Annotated in this window: 21 protein-coding genes and 2 pseudogenes; 7 read left to right on the top strand and 16 right to left on the bottom strand. The window is 61.4% G+C overall.

Features of this window, described 5'->3' with window-relative positions; genetic code table 11:
* Positions 1–29: 29 nt before the first annotated feature.
* Complete coding sequence (locus tag CWS35_RS15795) at positions 30–647, top strand: TetR/AcrR family transcriptional regulator (RefSeq protein ID WP_157817155.1); 618 nt, start codon at positions 30–32, stop codon at positions 645–647.
* A gap of 75 nt (positions 648–722) precedes the next feature.
* On the opposite strand, the gene CWS35_RS15790 is transcribed toward CWS35_RS15795, so the two are convergent.
* The 5 genes from CWS35_RS15790 to CWS35_RS15770 form a co-directional block, all read right to left on the bottom strand.
* A complete protein-coding gene (locus CWS35_RS15790) occupies positions 723–1,637 on the bottom strand; it encodes an AraC family transcriptional regulator (protein WP_168226336.1) in 915 nt (304 codons plus the stop codon).
* 159 nt (positions 1,638–1,796) lie between these two features.
* On the bottom strand, positions 1,797–2,528 hold the full coding sequence (locus tag CWS35_RS15785) for an alpha/beta hydrolase (RefSeq protein WP_245439056.1): 732 nt from the start codon (positions 2,526–2,528) through the stop codon (positions 1,797–1,799).
* Between the two features lie 350 nt (positions 2,529–2,878).
* Complete coding sequence (wrbA, locus tag CWS35_RS15780; protein WP_100952437.1) at positions 2,879–3,493, bottom strand: NAD(P)H:quinone oxidoreductase; 615 nt, start codon at positions 3,491–3,493, stop codon at positions 2,879–2,881.
* Positions 3,494–3,587: 94 nt separating this feature from the next.
* On the bottom strand, positions 3,588–4,475 hold the full coding sequence (locus tag CWS35_RS15775; RefSeq protein WP_100952436.1) for a pirin family protein: 888 nt from the start codon (positions 4,473–4,475) through the stop codon (positions 3,588–3,590).
* Between the two features lie 109 nt (positions 4,476–4,584).
* Positions 4,585–5,499, bottom strand: a complete 915-nt coding sequence (locus CWS35_RS15770; RefSeq protein ID WP_100952435.1) for a LysR substrate-binding domain-containing protein — start codon at positions 5,497–5,499, stop codon at positions 4,585–4,587.
* Between the two features lie 263 nt (positions 5,500–5,762).
* On the opposite strand from CWS35_RS15770, the gene CWS35_RS15765 reads away from it, so the two are divergent.
* Positions 5,763–6,386 carry an isochorismatase family protein gene (locus CWS35_RS15765; RefSeq protein ID WP_100952434.1) on the top strand — a complete coding sequence of 208 codons (624 nt, stop codon included), beginning with the start codon at positions 5,763–5,765 and terminating at the stop codon, positions 6,384–6,386.
* Between the two features lie 150 nt (positions 6,387–6,536).
* Here CWS35_RS15765 and CWS35_RS15760 read toward each other — a convergent pair whose 3' ends face one another.
* Positions 6,537–7,547: a LacI family DNA-binding transcriptional regulator gene (locus tag CWS35_RS15760; protein ID WP_100952433.1), complete on the bottom strand. Its 1,011-nt coding sequence runs from the start codon at positions 7,545–7,547 to the stop codon at positions 6,537–6,539.
* A gap of 111 nt (positions 7,548–7,658) precedes the next feature.
* Here CWS35_RS15760 and CWS35_RS15755 point away from each other — a divergent pair, with 111 nt between their 5' ends.
* Genes CWS35_RS15755 through CWS35_RS15735 form a run of 5 tightly spaced genes read left to right on the top strand, consistent with a single transcriptional unit; the run spans position 7,659 to position 11,630 of the window.
* The gene (locus CWS35_RS15755) at positions 7,659–8,561 is read left to right on the top strand and encodes a dioxygenase (protein ID WP_100952432.1); all 903 of its coding nucleotides are present in this window, start codon (positions 7,659–7,661) and stop codon (positions 8,559–8,561) included.
* A 20-nt stretch (positions 8,562–8,581) separates the two neighbouring features.
* Positions 8,582–9,325, top strand: coding sequence for an SDR family NAD(P)-dependent oxidoreductase (locus tag CWS35_RS15750; protein ID WP_245438989.1), 744 nt, complete (start codon positions 8,582–8,584; stop codon positions 9,323–9,325).
* An 11-nt stretch (positions 9,326–9,336) separates the two neighbouring features.
* Entirely contained in the window at positions 9,337–10,245 is a 909-nt protein-coding gene (locus tag CWS35_RS15745; protein WP_100952430.1) for a 3-keto-5-aminohexanoate cleavage protein, read from the top strand.
* A 9-nt stretch (positions 10,246–10,254) separates the two neighbouring features.
* Entirely contained in the window at positions 10,255–11,271 is a 1,017-nt protein-coding gene (locus CWS35_RS15740; protein ID WP_100952429.1) for a zinc-binding alcohol dehydrogenase family protein, read from the top strand.
* Between the two features lie 2 nt (positions 11,272–11,273).
* Positions 11,274–11,630, top strand: a complete 357-nt coding sequence (locus tag CWS35_RS15735) for a cupin domain-containing protein (protein WP_100952428.1) — start codon at positions 11,274–11,276, stop codon at positions 11,628–11,630.
* A 262-nt stretch (positions 11,631–11,892) separates the two neighbouring features.
* Here CWS35_RS15735 and CWS35_RS15730 read toward each other — a convergent pair whose 3' ends face one another.
* The 10 genes and pseudogenes from CWS35_RS15730 to poxB all read right to left on the bottom strand — a co-directional run bounded on the left by CWS35_RS15730 (position 11,893) and on the right by poxB (position 24,132).
* Positions 11,893–12,870: a hypothetical protein gene (locus CWS35_RS15730; RefSeq protein ID WP_100952427.1), complete on the bottom strand. Its 978-nt coding sequence runs from the start codon at positions 12,868–12,870 to the stop codon at positions 11,893–11,895.
* Positions 12,871–12,969: 99 nt separating this feature from the next.
* Positions 12,970–14,025 carry an MFS transporter gene (locus tag CWS35_RS15725; protein WP_100952426.1) on the bottom strand — a complete coding sequence of 352 codons (1,056 nt, stop codon included), beginning with the start codon at positions 14,023–14,025 and terminating at the stop codon, positions 12,970–12,972.
* Positions 13,997–14,860, bottom strand: coding sequence for an IS21-like element helper ATPase IstB (istB, locus tag CWS35_RS15720; RefSeq protein WP_100952425.1), 864 nt, complete (start codon positions 14,858–14,860; stop codon positions 13,997–13,999). The genes CWS35_RS15725 and istB overlap by 29 nt, the downstream gene beginning before the upstream one ends.
* Before the next feature lie 8 nt (positions 14,861–14,868).
* Positions 14,869–16,359 (bottom strand): annotated as a pseudogene (istA, locus tag CWS35_RS15715) (IS21 family transposase); the annotation flags it as partial.
* Positions 16,360–16,573: 214 nt separating this feature from the next.
* A complete protein-coding gene (locus CWS35_RS15710; RefSeq protein WP_371682872.1) occupies positions 16,574–17,749 on the bottom strand; it encodes a biotin/lipoyl-binding protein in 1,176 nt (391 codons plus the stop codon).
* Positions 17,750–17,873: 124 nt separating this feature from the next.
* On the bottom strand, positions 17,874–18,077 hold the full coding sequence (locus tag CWS35_RS15705) for a DUF1656 domain-containing protein (protein ID WP_100952422.1): 204 nt from the start codon (positions 18,075–18,077) through the stop codon (positions 17,874–17,876).
* On the bottom strand, positions 18,074–19,990 hold the full coding sequence (locus CWS35_RS15700) for an FUSC family protein (protein ID WP_100952421.1): 1,917 nt from the start codon (positions 19,988–19,990) through the stop codon (positions 18,074–18,076). The genes CWS35_RS15705 and CWS35_RS15700 overlap by 4 nt, the downstream gene beginning before the upstream one ends.
* 12 nt (positions 19,991–20,002) lie before the next feature.
* Positions 20,003–20,985, bottom strand: a pseudogene (gene cydB, locus CWS35_RS15695) (cytochrome d ubiquinol oxidase subunit II).
* Complete coding sequence (locus CWS35_RS15690; RefSeq protein WP_100952420.1) at positions 20,982–22,385, bottom strand: cytochrome ubiquinol oxidase subunit I; 1,404 nt, start codon at positions 22,383–22,385, stop codon at positions 20,982–20,984. Before CWS35_RS15690 ends, cydB begins: the two are co-directional and overlap by 4 nt.
* 25 nt (positions 22,386–22,410) lie before the next feature.
* Positions 22,411–24,132 (bottom strand): ubiquinone-dependent pyruvate dehydrogenase, encoded by a 1,722-nt coding sequence (poxB, locus tag CWS35_RS15685; RefSeq protein ID WP_100952419.1) that lies wholly within the window; start codon positions 24,130–24,132, stop codon positions 22,411–22,413.
* Positions 24,133–24,137: the final 5 nt, after the last annotated feature.

Genomic DNA, 24,137 nt, shown 5'->3' with positions numbered 1-24,137 from the left:
CCGACAGTGAGCAAACCAGGGAACGCATTTTGGACAGTGCGGAGAAGCTCTTTGCCTGGCATGGATTTCACGGCACCTCGATCCGCGATATCGCCGCGGACGCGGACTATCAGTTCGCACTTGTCGGATACCATTTCGGCTCCAAGCACGACCTTATGGACAAGGTTCTGGGCCGACGCTCGGAGGTTCTGAATGCCGAGCGGCTGGCGTTCCTCGAGCGGGCCCGCGCGCACAGCAAGGGGTCCCCGATTCCGGTGCGTACTCTGGTAGAGGGGTTCGTCGGAGCCATCATGGCTCGGGCTTCGAGAAACGAACCGGGATGGCGCAACTACACCCAGCTCGTCGGAAGTGCGGGCGGCAGTCCGGAGTGGGCGGAGCTCACGGAACGGCACTTCAACGCGGTGGCGCGAGAGTACCTGAGCGAGCTACAGCGCAGCCTGCCGCAGGTGCCCAGCGAGGTCCTGCACCAGGCTTTCTTCTTTGCGGTTGGCGCGATGATAACCGCGTGCGCGAGGCCGAAGCGAATCGAGACCCTGTCGCGGGGAAAGTTCAAATCCAAGGATCTCCTGACGATGTACGGGAACCTGTGCACTTTCTTGGAAGGCGGCTTCAATGCTATCGCCGGCCAACGCCCAAACGCGGATTGAGATCTTCGCTTGCGAACGTGCAACAGCGATGGAGCCCACTGCAACCCGGCAAGGCACAGGTACGACTTCGACCGTTCAAGACACCGCCGCTCGCCATACGCCAGGAGTTGCGCCGACGAGCCTTCCAAAGCAACGCGTCAGGTGGCTCTGGTCCGCAAAGCCGCAGGCGAGCGCGACATCCGCGAGCGGGGTTCGATCCGCCGCGAGAAGCCGCTTTGCACGAGCAATGCGACGGTGCTGCAGCCATTGGAAGGGCGCCATGCCCGTTGATCGCTTGAAGCCGTGAGCGAACTGGCTCGTGCGTATTCCGCAGAGCGCGGCAATCTCAGCCAGGCCGACCCCATCGACGATACTCCACTCGATGATGTCTTTCGCCAGCCGCTCCTGCCAGGTGCTCAAGCCCCCGACCACCGGGCGTCGCGTAGAGAGATCGCCGTAACGCGCACAAATGTATATGCCGAGCGTCCACATGAAATGATCGGCAAGCAGCGGGTCGAGCGTCTCGGGTGCGTCAAAATAGGGATGGATACGCAACGCCAAATTCAGGAGAACCTGATCATCTACAATATGGAAGAGGCCACGGCCAACATCCGTGACGTGCGCTACCTCCAGATCGTCGGCGATCTCGCGCATGAAGCTGCGCCTCAGCAAAACCTCCATGGTATGGCGGGGCGTCGAGAAGTCGATCTGCTCGACGCCGGACAGGTAGAGAATGTGCGCCTCGCCTTTGCGATGAGGGCCCGTGAAGCTCTTGCCGTCGACGAAGATGTTGCTTCTCTCGTCGTTGAAGCGAACGCCGATACTATAAGCATCTTCCCAGACCGGAAACGTCGCTGCGGTACCGGCCTGCTTGAAACCATAGCTGATATCGGCCGAGCTGAGCTGTGAACGTACGAGCGCCCGGACCGCAAGCTTGCGATCCGTATTGCGCGGTAGACCGATGGGGACCGTTGCAACGTCGACGATATTGAGATTGGCGTTGATGGTCATGCGGAAGACCCCTCCTCCGCATACGCTTACCGGACCGTCGCAGCAACGGCAACGACGGTCCTATCGTCAACTTGACGCCTGCAATACAGCTTGCCGGTTGTCGTCGGCGCTCGAGGACAGGCGATGCCTGTCTCAGTAGCGCCAACGCCAACTTTCTCGCTACTTTGCCTCGGAGGCGGCAGTCTCGATCAGTTTCGCGACCGCGGCGGGTTGCGAAACATAGATGGCATGGCTGCCTGCGTGATCGACAGTCTTTGCGCCAGCGCGCTTGGCCATCATCCGCTGGACATCGACCGGAATCATCTTGTCGTCGGTCGCCACGAGATACCAACTGGGCTTGCTCTTCCAGGCCGGCACGGTAATCGTGCCATTCAAAGCATCAAGCCCCCATGGAACCTGCGAATCGGCCATGAAGGCAGCCAGATCGGGCTTCACGTCCGCAGCGAACGAAGCCACGAACTTCGCCTTGTCGAGGAATAGGAAGCCATCCTGCGGAGGAACGATCGGTGGCACCGGTGCACCTGGAGCGGGATTGGACGTAAGCTTTGCGACGGACTCGCCCTGCTCGGGTGCAAAGGCCGTGATATACACTAGTCCGGCCACCTTTGGGTCGGTGCCGGACTCCGTGACAACTGCCCCTCCATAGGAATGACCAACCAGAATAACCGGCTTTGTTTGCGCGTGTATCGCGGCCTTGGTGGCCGTGACATCTGCACTGAGCGATGTCGTCGGGTTCTGGACGATGGTGACGTCGTAACCATCCTTCTTCAGGATCTTGTAAACGCCCTCCCAGCCCGAACCATCGACGAATCCGCCATGAACGAGGACGATCGCCCTATTCGTCCCCTTGGACTCAGCCGCTCCCGCCCCCGAAATCACCGCAACTGCCATTGTCGTTCCCGCAAGTAGTTTGAGCATCATCTTCGCATTTCCCTCATCAGGTTAGCCCTATCTGGCCGAACAAGAGTGCGGCGCACCGAAGCAACGATCGTCAGAGCGACTGCAGCGCTATTGAACGATCTTGCAGTGCTCACAAAAAAATCCTCGGCAGTGCGCAGCGGCTACATCCAGCGTGCGGAGCTTGAGGCCCTGGAAGTACCCTATGTCTTTCAGTTGACGGAAATGCCGATCTTTTCGGCTCGATGAAAGCTCTGTTCACGTCCAACCTCACTAGATGAGATAGGAGGCTACGGCTCGTGAAAAAGTTGGGGCACACGCTTACTCGTGTGCCCCGGTTGCACTCAAGCAGCGGCCGGAGCAAGGCTGCTGGCAACGCTCGCAACACGCTCACCTTGATAGCGAGCGACCGCAAGCTCATCCTCGCCCGGCTTCTCCGTGTCCCCCTTTGAGAAGAAGGTCGCGCCATAGGGCGAGCCGGCCTTGAACAGTGAGGGATCCGAGTATCCGAGCGGAACGATGATGAGGCCGAGATGTGCCAGCACGTTGTACAGGGACAGCAGCGTCGATTCGTTGCCGCCATGCTTCGACGATGTGGCGCCGAACACCGCGCCGGCCTTTCCATTGAGCTTGCCTTGGAACCAGACGCCTCCGAGGCTGTCGATGTAGGCCTTCAGCTCCGATGAGACGTTGCCGAACCGCGTGGGGGTGCCAAAGACAATCGCATCGGCCCAAACGGCATCATCCGCGGTGGGTGCTTCGTACTTGGCATTCATCGCGGCGGCACTCTCCGCCCAGCCTGGCGCGTATGCCATGACTTCCGGACCGACCAGCTCGCGCGCCCGGCGCAGGCGCACTTCGGCGCCCTTTGACCGTGCTCCCTCTGCGATCGCCAGCGCGAGGGTTTCTGTCGAGCTATTGCGCGAGTAGAAGACGATAAGAATCTTTGGGTTCGACATGGTTGATACCTTCTCGGAGTCAAGGAAATACCGGCGCGCGAAACTCCGGCCGCGCGAGGCAAGCCGAAACGGTTGATGGGATGGATGTGCGGGATTAGCCGGCGATCTTGCCGAACTTGCCGGCGGCGTAGTCGGCCAGCGTTCGTCGGACGTCTGCACTGGAGCTCATGACCAGCGGACCGTGCTTGACGAAGTTCTCCCGCAACGGTGGGCTCGCCATCAAGACAAAATGAGCATCACCACCGCTCAGGTTCAGATCGCTATCGCCAACAGCTGCGGCAGCGACAATTGAGGACCCGGCGGAAATCACCCGGCGTTCAGCGTCTACCTCTATCTGCAACTCGCCCGACGCCACGTAAATCCAAGCTGCCTGGCCGCCAGGAAGGCGGTGCTGAAAGTTTGCGCCTCGGGAGAGAACACCATCGAGCAGCGTGAAGTCCTGTGTCCCAACGTGCGCTCCCTGTCCTTCACCAGCTTCACCGAGAGCGACGCGAACTTGGTAGCCGGGTCCCGTCAACCTGGGCATGTCCGCGGCACGGACGTGCAGGGAATGGGCCGGTTCTGTCTTCAGGCGCGCCGGCAGGTTCACGAATATCTGCAAGGCATGGGTGTGTGCACCCCTTGGATCGGGACGTTCGTCGTGAACTGCGCCTCGTGCAGCGGCCAGCCAGTACAGGTCCCCTGGCGCCAGCGCGATGTTGTTGCCGAGCGTGTCGCGGTTCAGGAAATCGCCCACCGCATCCTCGAAGATGAAAGTGACCGCGGAAATTCCCGCATGCAGGTGCGGCTCGAAGGTGGGATCGGTCATGACGAAGTGATCCACCATGATCAGCGGATCCATTTGCCCGTCGAACATGTCCTCACTGAAGTGGATCGCGTTGAAGCCCGTCCCGATCTTGTGCGCGTGGCCCTTGACCGGCTGCCCCAACCTGCCGGCGCGAGGCCGAGATTCCGGCTGTGCAATGTTCAGACTTAGTGACATGTGGCTCTCCTTCGACGGCGTGTCGCTGGAGATGATCTACTGAAAGTCTGATCGATCCAGAAGTTGCTCTTTTCATAACTTACCGTTCAATTGATTGGACGATCCGTGATCAGAGGAGGACAACCTTCGGAAACTCGACCGCGAGATGGTCTACGAAAACCCGAACCGACGGCAATAGCCCGTGGCGATATGGAATAAGGGCGGTGATGGTGGAGCTGTCAGCCAACCATTCCGGAAGGACCCGGGTGAGCTTGCCTGATCGAACTTCGTCCCGGCACACATATCCCGGAAGCGCGACAATCCCCAATCCGGCACGCGCAGCCTGCTTCAGCGAGACCATGTCGTCGCTCAGCAACCGTGGTGCCAGCGGCAGGACGACGGCTTCCTTGTTTCCCTTGCCGGGATTGCGAAGCCGCCAGGATGGCGAGACGCCTCCTCTCATCATGAAGAGAGAGGGATGCTGGGCGAGATCCTGCGGCCTCGATGGCATGCCATGTTCCTGGATGTACTTGGTACCGGCAAACAAGAACCACGGCGCCGGCGTGAGCGTCCGCTGAACCAATGCCGAGTCCGGCAGCGGCGCCGAGTGGGCTCGGATGGCCACATCGAAGTTCTCGCCAACAAGATCGACGGCTCGATCCGTCGCATGTTGGACGAGATTCACCTTGGGATACTTCGCCATGAACCCGATGATCATGTCGCGCATCCCGAACTGGGCTACTGCGACACCGACCGTGAAGCGGACCGTGCCGGACGGCTCGGACAAGCGGAGCCGCATGACGTTTTCAGCCTGCTCGGCTTGCTGAAGCATCGCCACCGCATGGCGATAAAACTCCTCGCCCGCATCCGTCATGCCGAAGCGGCGCGAGGTCCGATTGAGAAGACGCACACCGAGTCCTTCCTCCAACTGGTGGATACGGTAGCTCAATGTCGATTTCGGTGTCCCCAGAGTTCGTGCAGCAGATGTGAACCCTCCTCGATCGACGATCTGCACGAAGTAGTAGAAGTCATTCAAATCGAGCATGGGCGCCTCCGATCATCCAACCATTTGGACGATAAGTTTGAAAATGGCAGCTATCTTGCCGATCGTCGAGGGTCTATTTCGGCACTGTCAGCAGACACCACCGCTCCGACAGGGCCGCTGAGGGCAACTGCGAGCATCCACACGGGAGTTCACACATGGAACGGCGTCAATTTCTACACAGTGCAGGCCTCGGGGTGGCTGCCGCGGCCGTGACCGCCGCTCCGGTTGCCGTCGCTCAATCCAATGCAAACAAGGAGACTACAATGACCGATCAAACCAAAGCTTATTCACCCCTCACGTCCGATAATGCGGCGCTTGTGCTGGTCGACCACCAGGTCGGGCTCCTGACGGGCGTCCGCGATTACTCCATCGGCGAGCTGAAGCACAACGTCGTGGCGCTGGCCAAGGCCGCGCAGGTGCTCAAGCTTCCGCTAGTGGTCACCACCACCGCGCGTGACAGCCTCTGGGGACCGACCATTCCCGAGCTCGTCGACGCACTGCCCGGCGTGACCATCATCGACCGCTCGTCGGTCAACGCCTGGGACGATCCTAAGGTCGCCGCAGCAATCGAGGCAACCCGGCGTCGGAAGCTGATCTTCGCGGGCGTCTCGCTGGAGGTCTGCGCCGCGTTTCCAGCCATCACCGCGATCGGCAAGGGATACGAATCCTACGTGGCCGTCGATGCATGCGGCACGTTCAGCAACACCAAGCACCAGACCGGGCTGCTCCGCATGCAGCAAGCCGGTGTGGTCGTCTCGGACTACGCCACGCTGATGGTCGAGATCCTCAAGGACAACGCCCGCCCAGAGGCCGGCGCCGTCTACGGCGCACTGAACATGCCCTGGGCCACACTGGTCGGACAGGTCGTCAGCGCTCAGCGAAAATAACAGCCGCGAGGCCGGCCGAGGCCGGCCTCACCCACCCTGCACGTGGGCCGCTCGGGTTCAGTCGCCGATCCAGACCCTGAGCGCGCCCCACACATTGCGCGACAGATCGAAATCTCGACGAGAAGTCCTTTGCGCGAACGACCGGAACGATCAAACGACACGAGTCGAGCCTCTTACGACGAGCTCAGGACGAAGTACGTCGTGTCGTACCGTCGCCGACCCGTTCCTGATCGTGTCGATCAGCATTAGAGCGGCGCGACGTCCCATCTCCCTGTGTTCGATGCGCACGGTGGTCAGCGGCGGCGAGACAACGTCCATCAGCGGCATGTCGTTGTGCCCGACGAGCGAGATGTCCTCCGGGCACCGCAGGCGCCGCGCCTTCAGCACATCAAGCACACCGAGGGCCAACAAGTCGTTCGCGGCAACGATTGCGGTCAGATCGCGCGCCCCAGCAAGCAGATCCGCTGCGGCTTGCGCCCCGGCCTCGCGGGCATAGCCCGCCGCCTCGCGCACGGCGCCCGTCAAGCCGTGCCCGGCCATCGCAAGGTGGAAGCCGTCGTACCGCAGCGCGCCAGTTGAAGTGGACAGCGGGCCTGCGACATGTGCGATGCGCCTGTGTCCGAGGCTGACGAGATGTTCGACGGCAAGACGCATCCCCGCTCCGTCATCGGAGACAACCGACGAGACGCGATCGCGCGCTTCGGATCGGTTGACCAGGATCACTGGGAGACCGCGTCGCATGCAGAATCCCACAAGCTCATCCTGCTGCGATACCGTCGCCAGGATCAGGCCGTCGACGCGCTGGCTAAGCAGTCTCTCGACAAAGGAGATCTGTTGCGATGATGCGTTACCGGCATCCGCGACGATCGGCGCATAACCTTCCGCAGCAAGGGCCTCGGCTATGCCGCCGAGAATCGGCGCAAACACCGGATTGGCGATGTCCGGCAGAAGCACGCCGATCAGATCGGATCGGCCGAGCCGCAAATTCGCAGCCAGGCGATTGGGCTGATAGCCGAGCGCCTCGGCCTCAGCCGAAATCCTTTTGGCGACATCTTCAGCCACCAGATGCCGTTTCTTCGGATCGAGAGCCCGCGACACCGTCGACGGATGGACGCCGGTGGCGTCTGCGATCTGCTTGATTGTCGGGACAGCCCGATTCACTCAGTTATTCCTAGCGGTTAGCGAATTCACGATTTCATGATACAGCGACCATTGACTATATGCAATCGTTTGCATTACTGATTACAATCGATTGCAGGAAGGATACTTGAGATGTCGAATGGCATTATCGAGAGGCTTGAGGACGTTACCCCGACCGTGGTGCGCGCGATGTCGGCAGCCGACAATCCGCGACTCCGGGCGGTGATGGAGGCCTTCGTCAGACACATCCATGCCTTTGCCTGCGAGGTGAAGCTCACCGAGGCCGAGTATGATCTTGGCATCGATTTCCTGAACCGGATCGGACAGGCAACAAACGACAGCCACAACGAGGGCATTTTGTTCGCGGACGCGATCGGCTTCTCGACGCTGGTCTGTCTGTTGAACAACGGAAACGGCGGGGCTACTGAAACCGCAGCCGCGCTGCTCGGACCATTCTGGCGGGCCAACTCGCCAAGGACAGAGAACGGCGCATCCATCGTCCGCTCTCCAACTCCCGGCCCCGAGCTGTTCGTTGCGTGCGAGATCGTCGATACCGCAGGCAAACCTCTCGCCGATGTCGAGGTCGACGTATGGCAGTCCTCGCCGGTCGGGCTCTACGAAAACCAGGACGAGACGCAGGCCGACATGAACTTGCGCGGCAAGTTCACGACGGATGCCAACGGGCAGTTCTCGTTCCGATCAGTCAAGCCGGCCGGCTATCCCGTACCGACCGATGGCCCGGTCGGCGATATGCTGCGTGCCCAACACAGGCACCCCTACCGGCCGGCGCACATCCACTTCCTGGGCTTCAAGCCCGGCCACAAGACGCTCGTCACGCAAATCTTCGTCGATGACGACGAGCATCTCCACACCGACGTCGTGTTCGGAGTGACCCGGGCGCTGGTCGGCGACTATCGCCGGCACGATCACGGCGAACCGCTGGCCGCCGGCGTTCGCGCGCCCTGGTACACGCTGAACCACCGCCTTGTCATGGAAAACGGCGAAGCGATTCTTCCCAAACCACCAATCAAGTGAGTCGAACGATGAACCCATCCATGAAGGGCAAGGTTGTGCTCGTTATCGGCGGCGCCGGCAGCATTGGCGCCGTCTCCGCGAGGCGCTTCGCAGAGCTTGGCGCTCGTGTAGCGCTCAGCCACCGCGACGTGCCGGAGGAAACGGCTGCGGCAGCCGCTGTGCTGCGCACCCTAGCGGGGGAAGGCCACGCTGCGCTGGCTGCCGACGTGGCACGGACGGATACGCTGACGACGTTGCGCGTCGAGATCGAGCAACGCTTTGGCCGTCTGGACGTGCTGGTCAATGCTGCCGGCTTCACCAAGCCCGTCCCACACGCCGACCTCGAGGCATTGGACGACGAGCTGATCGACCGCATGTTTGCCGTCAACTGGCGCGGACAATTCGCAGCGATCCGCAGCTTCGCACCGCTGCTGAAAGCCTGTGGAGACGGCCTGATCGTTTCGATCTCGTCCATTGCAGGCACCAACGGTATCGGCTCCTCGATCGCCTACTGCGCGGCCAAGGCGGGCATCGACGTCATGACCAAATCGCTGGCGCGCGTGCTGGCGCCCGAGGTGCGGGTGCTCGCGGTCGCGCCCGGCGTGGTCGACACCGGCTTCGTTCCGGGCCGTGGCACCGATTTCAACGCCAAGACGGCGGCAACGACGCCGCTGAAGCGGATCGCGACCGCGGACGACATCGCCTCCGCGATCGTCGCTTGCGCTACCCAACTCAGCTTCGCCACCGGAACGACCTTCGTGGTCGACGGCGGCCGATCACTCTGAAGGAACGTCCGATGCGATCCCCACGCGACAAGGTGATCATCACCTGCGCCGTCACCGGCAATCTGACGACGCCCGAGCAGACGCCTCATCTTCCCATCACTCCGGCGCAGATCGCTGACGCCTGCCTAGGCGCGGCGGACGCAGGCGCCGCGATCGTGCACATTCACGTCCGCGACCCGCTGACCGGTCGTCCCTCGATGCTGCTCGATCACTATGTCGACGTCGTGGAACGCATCCGCGCTCGCAATCCCGAACTCATTCTCAACATCACAACGGGACCGGGCGGACGCTTCGTTCCGTCTAAAGACGACCCGAAAGTTGCCGCCGAGGGCACGACCCTGATGGTGCCTGAGAAGCGGGTCGAGCATATCGCCGCGCTGCGACCCGACATCTGCACGCTCGATCTCAACACCATGAATTCGGGCCGCGAGGTTGTGATCAACACCCCGGCCAACGTTCGTCGCATGGCGAAGGTGATTGTGGATGCTGGCGTCAGACCGGAGATCGAATTGTTCGATTCCGGAGACATCGCCCTGATGCGCGATCTCAACGCCGACGGCACGCTGCAAGGGCCGATACTCTGCTCCTTCGTGATGGGCGTCCGCTACGGCTTCCAGCCTGGTCCAGAAACCGTGCTGTACGCACGCGACCTGCTGCCATCGGATGCGGAGTTCACCGCAATTGGCATTGGCAAGGCCGCGTTTACGACGGTTGCGCAGTCCTATCTTGCCGGCGGTCACGTGCGCGTTGGCCTCGAGGATTCAGCCTATCTCGCGCGCGGACAGCTCGCGACCTCGAACGCCGAAATGGTCGCCAAGGCACGGCGCATCGTCGAGGATCTTGGGGGTGCGATCGCGACGATCGCGGACGCCCGGCAGATCGTTGGCCTGCCCGCGCCTGCGACGAAGGTCGCGGTTTAGGAGCACGCCATGAATGCCAGACCGGAACCAGATGTCGCCGTCGAGGCGGCCTGCGTGCGGCTCAATGCCAAGGCCGCCGATGTGGCAGCGATCGCGCCTGCGATCGAGCAACACTCGCTCGCGCGGCAACCGCACGAGGTCGTGGTTGCAATCGAGGCTGCCGGCGTCAATCCGTCGGACGTCAAGGCCGCGACGGGCTTGATGCCCTATGCGGTATTCCCGCGGACCCCTGGCCGTGACTTTTCGGGTCGAGTGGTCGATGGACCTCGTGAGCTGCGCGGCAAGGCTGTGTTCGGCACATCGGGCGATCTCGGAATCCGCCGCGATGGTACCCATGCCAGCCATGTCGTCGTCGAAGCCGAGGCCGTGGTCGAAAAGCCCGATAGTATTTCGATGGACGAGGCTGCAGGGATCGGCGTGCCCTTCGTGACGGCCATCGAGGGCTTTCGAAGGACGGGCACGCCAAAGCCGGGCGAGCACGTTCTCATCATGGGCGTGAACGGCAAGGTCGGCCAGGCTGCGGCCCAACTCGCGACCTGGTACGGCGCCAAGGTGATCGGCGTTGTGCGAAAGGACGAACCGTACGAAGGCCATGCCAACGCTCCGATCGAGATCATCAATTCCGCCACGACGGACCTCGCGCACGGAGTGCGGGAACTGACCGACGGCCATGGCGCAGATATCGTGTTCAACACCGTCGGCGATCCCTACTTCGACGATGCCCATCGCTCGCTCGCCAAGGCCGGCCGGCAGATCCTGATCGCCGCGGTCCATAAGATCGTCCAGTTCAACATCCTGGAATTCTATCGTGGGCGGCACACCTATGTCGGGGTAGACACCCTCGCCTTCTCATCGGTTGAAAGCGCTGAAATCCTGCGCAGCGTGCTGCCGGGCTTTGCCGGCGGCTTCCTTCGACCGTTCCAGATCACCGCATCATCCATCTATCCGCTACGTGACGCCAAGGCGGCCTACACCGCAGTGATTGGCTCTTCGCGCGACCGCATCGTGCTGCGCCCGGGAGACTGATCATGCATGTCGTACGCTTCACCGAAGCGCCGCCTTACAACGCACCGGGTCACTTTGAGATGGCAATGGTGCGCCTGCAAGGCAGGGAAGCCGGCCCCTCTTCCGAGTTCTGGATCGGCGTTTCGACGATCGCCCCAGGCGGCGGGACGACGCTATCCTCGTCACCGCAGGAGAAGATGTATGTGGTCCTTGACGGTACCGTCCACGTATCGAATGGCAAGACCGAGGTTGTCCTCGACCGATGGGATTCCTGCCGCATCGCCGCCGGCGAGGACCGCCGCCTGACCAATCAGACAACGTCGCCAGTGTCCGTTCTTCTAGTAATGCCGCTTCCGGCTGATGAACGCCAGCCCTTGTGATCACGCATCCGCGCGATCGACTGATCTTCCCGGGGCTCTACGCGTAACCGCTATCACGTCAACCTGATACCGCCGCGCGAACGCCGCTTCGGCCTCGTGGACACCCTCCCGCCGATCCGGGTCGACGCGCAGCAATAACCGCAACTGATATCGTCGTTTGCACGAGCGCCTCGAGTGCAGTCGCCTTTGCCATACAGAAAAATGTGGCCGCCACTTTGGTGGCGGCCCAGCTGGGAGAGACGAGGACGGCAATTCGCCGGTCTTAGAACTTCACAGTGACGCCCGTGTACACCGAAGACTCAGTGCATGCCCCGCTGTTGGCCGCGACGCACTGGGGTGCAACATTGTGATCGAGACCGAACTTGTTCTGCCAGTAACGATAAGCGACCCAGACGTCGACGAGGTGAGTATATTGCGGGCCCATGAAGGCTTTGCTGGCATCGAGCGTCAACCGGACCGGCTCGCTATTCAGTTCAAGCTTTCTTGCAAGCGTGCCCGGCATGTTGGTGCCAGTTCCTTTCGGGCCAGTCCAGGCCGCCCGGCCACTCACCGAAAGTGGCAGGTACTCGGGCAGAAATCCGAGATCCATGTAATAGTTGGTTTCGATCGTCCAGGTGCTGTCGAAGTTCTGATTGCTGTCGTATGGCGCTGGGATGAACGCGCTATGATTGAGCTCCTTGTAGTACATCGGCGCAACGTTGAAGAAACCCTTGTAGGGCAGATCGAACGCGAACTGCAGCCCAACGACACCGACCCGCTTGGCGGGCGATAGTGCATTGTTTTCAACTTCGCCGTCCGCACCGACCTCCAGCGATACGTTGTGCAACGGCCCCACGCTGAACGCGTTGGTATTAAAGATCTGATTGAAGCCGAACGTGCTTCGGATCGTCCCGTAGAACTCAGTTGCGCCGGAGCATCCCGTCCGCCCGGCCGCGCACGGCTGAGCCGGATCGTTGTGATCGGACTTGAGCAACGACAGGTTGATCAGATTGGTGCCATAGGCCCACGAATCAAAGTGCGTGAAAGAGTAGACCTGCTTGGCCGTTTTGCCGGGCACACCGGGATCCGTGCCGTCCGGCAGGTACGAATATGTGATTCGGTTGTCGTTGACGGAGAACGCCGGAAAGATGGAATCTGGCTTTGCAGCCTTTAACAGCGGATCAACGTCCGCGCCGTAGGCGACGCCAGTGCCGATCGAGATCGTAAGCGCAATTGCAAGCAAGCGACCGCGAAATGACATTTCAACCCCCTATGATGAGACAAAACTCTACTGTGCCTTCGCGGGTGATCCTCGAAGGTGTGTTAGAAAGTTCGCTTGTCCTGAATTCCTGCCGCGGCGCTACGCTGCGGCCGTTGCTTCCTCAGCCGGCCTTCGCTCCGGCTCCTCCCCGAGTGAAGCGACGACGATGATCATAACGAAAAGCGCCACCACCATCATCGTCAGGACGCCTCCGACACCGAATTCCGTGAAGATCGGCGCAACGAACAGTGGAACGATGATGCTGGCGGATCGGCCTGCGGCGTTGCAGATACCGACCCCCCGCAGGCGAAATTCGGTCGGAAACAATTCCGGCACGTAGACCGCGAAGAGCGCAGCGACCAACACATAGATCGGGATCGTCAAGAGGAGGCCGAGCACCGCCGTCATCGACGAGTTGGTCGACAGCGAGAAGAAGATGCTGAAGACAATCGTTATTGCTGCCGCACCGATAATGGTCGACTTGCGGCCAAACGCGTCGGCAGACATTGCGCCAAGAGCCGATCCGATTGGCCCTCCTACGGCCATGAGAAGCGCATATCCGGTACTGCGGGCGATCGTTTCGCCCTGACCGACGAAGAATGTCGGCAGCCATGTGATGAAGCCGTAGATCAGGGTATTGACCACCATCAGCGAGACGCACCCCACGATGAGACGGCCAACATAGGGAGCGCGAAAAAGATCGCCCACGTGAGGTGCCGGAGGCGAGTACGCAGGAGCCTCCACAGGTGGAAGCTTGATCGCAGCTTCGCGCTCGAAGTTCGACACCAGCGCGTCGGCCTCCGCATCACGGCCGACGGACGCCAGCCAACGCGGCGATTCTGGTAGGTTTCGACGGAGAATCCAGGCAACGAGGGCTCCCACCGCGCCCAGCACGAACATCACCCTCCAACCGAATTGCGGCACCAGCAACCACGCGAGTAGTGCGGAGGCTGGCAGCCCCGCAGTGACGAGCGTGCAGATCAAACCGGACCAGCGGCCACGCACGCGGGCCGGGAAGAACTCCGCCATGATGGAGTAGCCGACGACGTTCTCGGCACCGAGACCGAGTCCCATCAGGAAGCGCAATGCAATCAGCGTCGTCATGTTCGGCGCGAATGCCGAGGTGTCAATCGGCCTGCAAATTTGACCCCTCATCGGCGTCCAATTTTGACCCCTTCGTGCGGCGGGCTTTGCTGGTAGCGCTCGTCTCGTCGGAGCTGGCCGGGATAGCGGAGGCGAGACGAGCGCGGGTGGCGTGATCGTCGTCTCGGCTCTTGAACCGCCAACTATCGTTGCCGGTCTCGACAATGTCGCAGTGATGCGTCAATCGGTCGAGCAGCGCCGTGGTCATTTTGGCGTCGCCGAACACGCTCGGCCATTCGCCGAAGGCGAGATTGGTCGTCACGATGACGGAGGCGCGCTCATAGAGCCGGCTGACGAGGTGGAAGAGGAGCTGGCCACCGGACAGGGCGAAGGGCAAATAGCCGAGTTCATCCAGCACGATGAAGTCCATCCGGGTCAGATGCTCGGCGAGCCGTCCTTGCCGTCCGTTGCGGGTCTCGGTCTCGAGGCGATTGACGAGGTCGACTACGTTGAAGAAGCGGCCGCGGGCACCGGATCGGATGCAGCTTCTGGCGATAGCAATGGCCAGGTGGGTCTTCCCTGTGCCGGTGCCGCCAACCAGCACGACGTTGCGTTGTTGGGCGATGAAGCCGCCGCCAGCGAGATCATTGACGAGAGTCTGATTGATCGGCGTGCCGTCGAACTGGAAGTCGGCGATGTCCTTGGCAAGCGGCAGCTTGGCGATGGTGAGCTGGTACTTGATCGAGCGGGCCTGCTTCTCGTTGATCTCGGCGTTGAGCAGGTCGCCGACAATGCGCTGAGGTTCGTGCTGGCGCTTGACGGCAGTTGCCATGATCTCGTCGAAGGCAGCCTTCATGCCGTAGAGCTTGAGTTCGCCCATGAGGTCGAAGATTTGGGTTCGTTCCATCAGATGGTCCTCCGGAGGTTGTCGTAGCGGGCACAATCGGCAATCGGCGCATGACGGAGCGTCAGTGCGGCCGGCGTCATGATGTTGGCCGGTGAAGCGGGTTCACGTTGACGGGCCAGGATATTGAGCACGACATCGGCGGAATGGACGCCATGACCGAGCGCTTCGGCACAGGCCGCTTCCACCGCGGGCAGACCGTCAGTCAGCACCGCGTTGAGGATGTCGACCATCTGCCGATTGCCATCTTCGGTACTGGCAAGCTTGCGCCGGATCCGCTCGATCGCGGCCGGCAGCACCCAGTCTTTGAAGGGAGCACCGTTGCGCAAGGCGCCGGGTTTGCGGGCGAGCACCGGCACATAATGCCACGGGTCGTAGACGGTATCGCCGCGGCCAAAGGATCGCGGGTGCTCGGCAACGATGCGTCCATCCTGACGGATCACGATGCGATCGGCATAGGCTTGAACTTCGACCGGCCGTCCGACTGCGCTGGCTGCGACCGAGTACTTGTTGTTGTCGAAGCGCACCAGGCAGGTCTTCGAGACCGATGCCGTCACCGCATGGAAGCCGTCGAAGCGGCCGGCATAGGGAACGAGTTTGGGGCGTTCGGCTTCGAACGCCTCCCAGATCGTCTGATCGACCAGCTCCGGATGGCGATGAGCCTTGGCATAGGCGATGCATTTGTCGAGCAGCCAGGCGTTTAACTCGTCGAGGTTTTTGAACCGCAGCCGCGGCGTGAAGAAGCGCTCCCGAACCAGCCCGACCTGGTTCTCGACCTGCCCCTTCTCCCAGCCCGACGCCGGCGTGCAGGCGACTGGATCGACCAGATAGTGGCTGCACATCTGCAGGAAGCGGCGATTGTAGAGACGCCCTTTACCGACGAAGATCGTCTCTACGGCGGTCTTCATGTTGTCGTAGATGCCGCGGGTGCAGGTGCCTTTGAACAGGGCGAACGCCCGGTCGTGGGCGTCGAACACCATCTCCTGCGTCTCCCGCGGATAGGCCCGCACGAACAGCATGCGGCTGTGACAGAGCCGGACATGGGCGGCCTTCACCATCACCGTGGTCCCGCTCAGCAAGACCACCTCGTGGCTCCAGTCGAACTGGTAGGCTTCGCCTGGGGCAAAGCTCAGCGGGACATAAGCCGCCGCGGTCGATTGCCCGCGTTCTTTGCTCCACCGCCTGGCGTAACGCCGCACGGCATCGTAACCGCCGTCGTAGCCGCGGCCGCGCAGCTCTTCGAAGATCCGGATCAACGTCAGCTGTTCACGAGCCGATTTGGCCGCGTTCGCCGCCAGCAATCCGTCAAGCTCTACTGCCCATCGTCCCAGCTTTGGCCGCGGCTGCACCGACCGCTCGTACTCGAACGAGGTCTCTCCCGACCTCAGCACCTTCCGGACCGTGTTCCGCGACACCTTCAGGTCACGGGCGATCTCCTTGATCGTCTTGCCTTTGATGAAGTGCTCGCGCCGTATGCGCGCAATCGTCTCCACAACCAGCATCCCCAACCACCTGCTTTAGCCCAAAGCAGGTGGCGCAATAGCCCAGTGGTGGGGGTCAATTTTGGACGCCGAACCCCCGGCTTAGGGGGGCAATATTGCAGGCCGAATGACAGATCTGGCTTCATCACTACAATTGGCATCGCCCGCACGGCGGCCTAAAGGCCAAAACCGCCCATCAGCCGCCTCGGTCTCCCCTCGATCAGCGATAGTGACATCAGTGGCCCTCGGGTCGCCGGTTCAAACCGGGTGCGAGCCCAGGATTGATCTGATCGAGAGACTTGGCTTCCGGTGCCACTTCAATGGGAATTGTTGCCGTTGGGCCTAGTTGCGGGGTCGTGACTGGCAAGCAGTCTAGACGCGGCTTGGGTCCAACGAAGAGATCAGTGAGCCGGTCTTCAACGTTTTGCAGTAAACGACCGAGCCGGTACGAGTCATCAGCCGCCGCTTGTTGCCCAATCGTTACCGTCGCGGTCATTCCCGAGACCAGAGGCACACCTTGCGGAACCTGGTCAATAGCGATGCGAACCGGCACGCGCTGAGCAAGCCGCACCCAGGTGTAGACCGGGTCGACATTGGGTAATCCCTGTGCACCAGATGCCGCGTTCGACGCACTGATGCCTCGGGTCACGGTACTTACATGGCCGATGATCGGCTGGGCATAACCCATCAGCTTTGCCTCGGCGTGATCGCCGACACAAACCTGAGCCATCTTCGTCTCTTCGAAGTAGCCATCGATCCAGAAGCTGTCGGTATCGATGACCGAGATATTGCTCGTCCCTGCATGTGCGAAATCCCCGACCCGCATCAGCAGATTGGTGACGTAGCCGTTAACAGGGCTAAAAATCTTGGTTCTTCGCAGATTGATCTCGGCCTGTGCGAGCTGTTGCTGCGCGGCATCGAGCGCGGCCTTGGCTTGAACGGCATTTCCGGCGTAAATCTGCTGTTCTTCCGGGGTGGTCGCCAGATCGCTGAGGCGCTGACGCCGCTCAGATTGGAGCTGCTTGATCTGGAGGTCAGCGGCACGCTGCTGCACCGTTGCGGCGCCCGCGAGCTTGGCGACTTCAAAGTCGAATGGATCAACAGTGTAGAGCACGTCGCCCTTGCGGACGAATTGATTGTCGACAACGCGTATATCGACGATTTGTCCCGATATCTGTGGCGCGATGTTGGCGACCTGAACACGCACCGTGCCATCACGGGTCCAAGGAGCCATCACGTATCGCTGCCACGTCAAGAGAGCGACAAGGATCGCAGCAAGCGCTATGCAGACAGTCACGAGATGTTTCGCGACCGCCGCGAGGAAGCTCGCCACCCGCAGATGAGTCTTCTCAGTTGCAGGCGCAGACGTGTCTCGCGCGACACCAGAATCGAGCACGGCATCGCTGCGCATCATAGCCGTCGGCGGAGTTGGCGACCGATCTCCGCTATTGCTGCCACCACCATCCGGCCTCGCGGCTTGCGAGTCGCTGGTTGCTGCTAGACTCACGGAGACCAGTGGTTCCACGACGCTCTCCCTAATACGACAGTGCGAGCAGCCCGAAGATCACGACATAGAGGCTGAGCTCTGCAACGGGTGGATTGCTGAACAGGTTGGCAAACCCGATTCGATGTAGGATCGGGCGTAGCAGTAGTATCGCGACGATGGTTATGAGCGCATAGGTGACGATGGGCGCGACCAATACACCGCCAATAACCAGCTCCCGATAGGCCTGCGTCACGACGTGGCCTCCGCGCCAAATCCCGCGATGGGCCCCGTTCCGGCGAACATGAGGCTCGCAAGCGCGAGCGTCGCACTGGCGCCAGCTACAGATATACTGCGGACAGATGCCGCCTGCCGCAACGCGGCGGCACTCGCGACCATCGAACTGGGATGCTTCGCAGCTATCGCGGCGTACGCCGTAGCAACCTCAGACTCCAGAGGCCCTGGTGTCAACAGGTCAAGCTCCACCTCGCAGAACCGAAGAGCGGCTGCCTTGTCAAAACTAGCCATCGCCTCGTACACCGATACCAGATGTGCGGCCCCGTTGTCGCCGGCGTTCAGGATCTGAGCCACCCGGCTGGCATCGCGAAACAGCGCCTCCTCCGGGAGCAATTCAGGTTTTCCCCTGGATGGCAGATTTCTCAAGTCCCGACGCACGGACGCGAGGAGCCAGGACCTGCATCGGTCTCGCGATACGGACGGAATGACGATCTCCACTCCGACCAGCAGGCTTGTAGCAAGCACGAGGAAGAGAACCGCAAACAAGAAGCTCTCCGGATTATAGGTTTGCGGATTGTTTGGCGAGAAAAGGAGCAGAATCCAGACTAGGTTGATGCGGCCTAGTGCCGACAGGACCCGGTTTGACACGGTCATGAGCAGCGCCGATCCAATCGTGAAGGGCATCAGGCCGATGGCAAGCATGGGAAATGCCGTGGCGCCGTCGAGAACGGCAAACTCGAGAATTCCGGCGAAGAGTGCGGCGATAGGAGCTGCGATAGCCGCCACGACCGTGAAGGCACGTGGATCGGGAGCCGTTGAACCAAGCGTGATGATGATCGCAACGAACGACAGCGAGATGTCGACGGATGTCCAACCGCTCATAGCGAAGATCGCCGCCGCGAGTAGGAAGCGGCCTCCCGCTCGAATGCTCGCTTCGGCCACGACACGGTGCGATCGGTACAATCGCGCGCGCCATGCACGCGCCGGCCGGTGGCCCGCTTTCAACTCTTCAATGTGCCTCTGCGTTTCCTCGTTCGTTCGACGCAGATGATCCATCGTCCAGGAGAGAGCGATTACGTTAAGATCGGACGAATCGTCGACTACGTGTCCGTTTTCCAGCGCAGAGATGGCACGGTCACGCACGCTTTCCGGACAGGCCGCAGCCAATCTATGCACGGCGCGGACCGCAAACAATTGGGCTACGATCCCGATCATCGCATTTCGAGCAGCCATGCTCCTGACTGGGCCACTGCTTAATTCGGCCGCGAGCCCATTGATCTCCGGCCGCAACGCGACGACCTTGTGCAAGAATCCGGCTTCGGCAATAGCCGGCGGGACCTCTCCATGCAAGGCACTACGCACCCGGCTGACGAGCTGGAGGCGAACAGAGTCGAGTTTGGCCACCAACTCGGGATGTTGGCTAGGCGCAGCCAGCAGGTCGTTTACGAAAGTGACGGCGAGAACTCCAATGGTAATGGCTGCGCCGCGCGCCAAGCTGGATTCGAATATGTGCTGCGGATTGTCGATCTGCTGAATGGCAACGATGGCAACCGTATAGCCGCTGAGCGCAGCCGCGTATGCACGGTTGCCATCCAGCAGCCCGGCCGCATAGACGCAAATTCCCAACCACGCAGCGAACGCGATCAGGAGCAGGATCTCGGTCTGCGCGAATATACCGACGATGACAATCGATGCCGTTATCCCCAGGACGGTCGCAACGAGTCGAAAGAATGCCTTTTCAAGCACCTGACCGCGGGTCGGCAAGGCCAGCACCGTGACAGTCAGCGCTGCCGTCGACGGCGCTTCGAGCTCAAGCCAGAATGCAACATAAAGCGCGAGGATGATCGCCAGCCAAATTCTGATCGCGAGCGTCCATGAACTCGCCCGCATCCCCGCAAAGGTCAAAGGACGATCGGCAACCGCAGTGTTCATGACGCCCACGCGCTATTCATAACTTGCGTCTGCAACTCTTCCGCGAAACAGCCGATAGACCACCAGCGTGTAGATCAGCGTCAGCGGCATCACGAACAGGCCGGCACCCCAGAACATGAAGTTCAGGCTCGTGCTCGGCGACGCCGCCTGGTCGACAGTGAGCGCAAACGGAATCATGTAGGGCCAGAACGAACAGGCCAGCGTGCCGAAGGCCGCCCCGAAAATCAACGTCGAGAATCTGAACGGACCTAGATCATCATGCCGTTGTGCGCTCCTGAGCAGACCTATCGAGGCGAGCGCTCCGATCCCTGGGAATATCAGGAGGTAGGGGCGCTCCAGCCAGCGTCCCATCAGACCGAGATGCATGGTGAGCGCGACGACGAACGCGGTGGCCAGGAACGCGACGACGGCGACGGTCAACACCGGCAGCAGCCGGTAGGCGCGATTCCTCACCTGTCCTTCGCACTTGCGCACCAGCCAGCTCGCGCCGAGCAGACTGTAACCAAGCACGAGCCCAAGGCCGCAGAGCACGGCGAACGGGCTGAACCAACCCAGCGTTCCCCCGACATAGTGCCCCCCCTTCATGGGCAGGCCCTCGACCAGCGCGCCGACCGTCATTCCCTGGACGAAGGTCGCAACCAGGGATCCCCCGCGAAAGCAAGGTCCCAAATCCAGCGAAACCCGACCAACGCCTTGGCTCGAAATTCAAATGCGACGCCGCGCAGGATCAACGCGCACAGCATCACAACGAGCGGCAGATAGAACGCCGACAGCAGCGCGGCATAGGCCGCCGGAAAAGCGCCGAACAGGACAGTGCCGGTGATCACCAGCCAGGTCTCGTTGCCGTCCCAGACCGGTGAGATGGCAGCCAGCATCCGGCGCCGACCGGGCTCGTCCGCGAACGCGAACAGAATGCCGACGCCGAGATCGAATCCATCGAGCACTACGTAGAGCAATATGGTCACTGCGAGCAGCCCAGCCCAGAACAGGATCATGTCGAGCTCTCCCGCGCGACGCCCGGGCCAAATTCGGCGGCAGTTGCCGCCAGCGGGCGCTTCGGATTGGCGGCCGCGACATGATCGGACGCGATCGGCCCCGCACGCAGCAGGCGGTACACATAGATCGTCCCAAAACTGAAGATGACGACATACACGACGACGAAGATCGCTAGCGACACCATCACGGCCGCCACCGTCAAGGTGGGCGTGACGGCATCAGCGGTACGCAGCGCACCGTAGACGCTCCAGGGTTGACGGCCGACTTCCGCCGTGAACCATCCGGTCAACGTCGCAATAAAGGGAAGCGGAAAGCTTACGAAAGTTGCCCAAAGCAGCAGCCGCTCTCCTGTCCTGCGTTGAATCACGAGATGAAGCGACCCCAACCACGCGAGCGCCATCATCGCCAGCCCGCAGCCGACCATCAGGCGGAAGGCAAAGAACGGGATCGCGACGGGCGGCCGGTCCTCCTTCGCAAAGCTGCCCAGCCCGATCTCCTTGGAGTCGAGCCGCATCGAGGCGATCAGGCTGCCCAGGTAGGGGACTTTCAGCTCGACAAGGTTTGATTCCGTTGCCTCGTCGGGAATCGCGATCAGAACCTCGCCCGCTGGCTGCTCGTCGTGCCAGCGGCCTTCAATCGCCGCAAATTTCGCCGGCTGACGTTCATGGACGTAGTCGCCGTTGAGGTGTCCCAGGAATAGCTGGATCGGAATCAGAATGGCGGCAAAGAACAGCCCCATTCGCAGCATCAGCATGCCTTCGACCCCGAATTTGCCGTTCAATCGGTACCAAGCGCCAGTGGCTGCGACACAGAAGGCGCCCGTCAGATATGCGGCGACCAGCATGTGCGGAAAGCGGACCCAGACGACCGGGCTGAAGATGATTGCTTTCCAGTCGGTCGGGACGAAGATGCCGTGCTCGACGACGTAGCCGGTCGGAGCCTGCATCCAGCTATTGTTCACCATGATCCAGAACGCGCTGAAGGTGGTGCCAAGCGCCACCATCATGGTGGAGAACAGATAGACCAGGGGCGGCACGCGGTTTCGGCCGAAGATCAGCACGCCGAAGAATGACGCTTCCAGCGCAAAGGCGGTGAAGCTCTCATAGGTCAACAACGGCCCCTGGATCGGCCCCGTCACTTCCGAGAGTCGGCTCCAGTTCATCCCAAATTCGAACGCCAGCACGATGCCCGACACGACGCCGAGGCCGAACGTCACACCGAATATCTTGAGCCAGAACGCGAATAGACGACGGTAGACCGGCTTGCCGGTGACCTGATGACAGATCTCGAGCACCGTGAGCCATGCCGCAAGGCCGATCGTGAAGGACGGGAAAATGATGTGAAATGAGACCGTGAAGGCGAACTGTACCCGGGACAGGAGAAGTGCGGTCCATTGCATCGCCTCACTCCTTCTTCCGAAGCCTTCAGCGCGTCAGATTGACCTTCGCAAGATCGATAAGTTGGCTGGCCCGGCCGTCGAGCACCGCCTTCATCATGAACATGCCGAAGTGATAGGCCTGATCGACCGTCGTCTTAGGCGGCATCGCCAGTTCCTGCCGGGCGCTCACGACATCGACCAGCGCCGGTCCATTGTGGGTCAGAGCAGCCGCGATCGCAGCCGGCAACTCTTGCGGCTGTTCAACGCGGATGCCGCGGACACCGACGGCTTCCGCCATCAATGCAAAGTTCGGGTTCTTGAGGTCGCAATAGGTGTCCAGAAAGCCGCTGGCCTTCATTTCCATTTCGACGAAACCGAGCGTTCCGTTGTTGAGGAGGATGATCTTGATCGGCAGTCCGGCCTGCGACAACGTGAAGAAATCACCCATCATCATGCTGAAGCCGCCATCTCCCGACATCGAGATGACCTGACGCTTCGGATAGGTCGCCTGGGCGCCGATCGCCTGCAACATCCCGTTAGCCATCGACCCGTGATTGAACGAGCCGATGATGCGGCGCTTGCCGTTGACCTTCAGGTAGCGCGCCGTCCAGATGATCGGCGTACCCACGTCGCAGGTGAAGATGGCGTCGTCGTCGGCCAGTTCGCTGACGATCCGCGTGACATATTGCGGATGAATGGTCTTGCTGTCCGGGCCGCTCTCGGCCAATGCGTCGAGGTCCCTGCGCGCCTTGGCGTAGTCGGCCAGGGCATCATCGAGATGACTGCTGTCGGATTTTTCGCTGATCGACGGCAGCACCGCATCCAGCGTGTCCATGACCGTGCCGAGCAGGCCGAGCTGCAGCGCGCAGCGATTGCCGAGAGCTTCCGGCCTGACGTCGATCTGGGCGATCCTGGCATGCTCCGGGTAGAACGCGCGATAGGGAAAATCCGTTCCGAGCAGCAGCAGCGCATCGCAATTCTTCATTGCCGCGTAGCCGGAAGCGAAGCCGACCAGGCCAGTCATGCCGACATCATAAGGGTTGTCGTATTCGATGAACTCCTTGCCGCGGAACGCATGTACGATCGGCGCCTTCAGCCTGCGGGCGAGCTCGACAATTTCGGCATGCGCGCCGGCGCATCCGGCACCGCAGAACAATGTCACCCGGGACGCCTGGTTCAGGAAGTTTGCGAGTTGCCCGATATCGGACGCACTCGGCCTCAGGACCGGCGCCGTCGGCACGATCCATTCAGGCACGTCCGCATCAATGTTCATCAGCGCAACGTCGCCGGGCAGCACGACCACCGCGACACCCCGTTTTGCAACCGCGACGCGGATCGCGCGCTTGAGGATCTGCGGAAGCTGTTTCGGATTGGAAACAAGCTCGACGTAGTGGCTGCAATCCTTGAACAGACTCTCGGGATGCGTTGCCTGGAAATAGTCGATCCCGATCTCGCTGCTCGGGATGTGGGCGGCGATCGCCAGGACGGGCGCGCCGTTGCGCTGACAATCGAACAGGCCGTTGATGAGATGCAAGTTGCCGGGACCGCAGCTGCCAGCGCAGACCGCCAAGCTTCCGGTGAGATGCGCCTCCGCGCCCGCCGCGAACGCCGCGGCCTCTTCATGACGCATGTGGATCCAGTCGACGGATTTCCGGCGACGGAGCGCGTCGGTAAAGCCGTTCAGAGAATCCCCCACGACGCCATAGATGCGCTTGACGCCGGCTTTGGTGAGGGCTTCCGCCATATAGTCCGCCGCTGTTCTGCTCATGTCGG

Origin of the sequence: Bradyrhizobium sp. SK17 (assembly GCF_002831585.1) — a bacterium.
GTDB lineage: Bacteria > Pseudomonadota > Alphaproteobacteria > Rhizobiales > Xanthobacteraceae > Bradyrhizobium.
The sequence above is the reverse complement of the archived record's forward strand: the minus strand, read 5'-3'. Positions and strand labels throughout refer to the sequence as shown.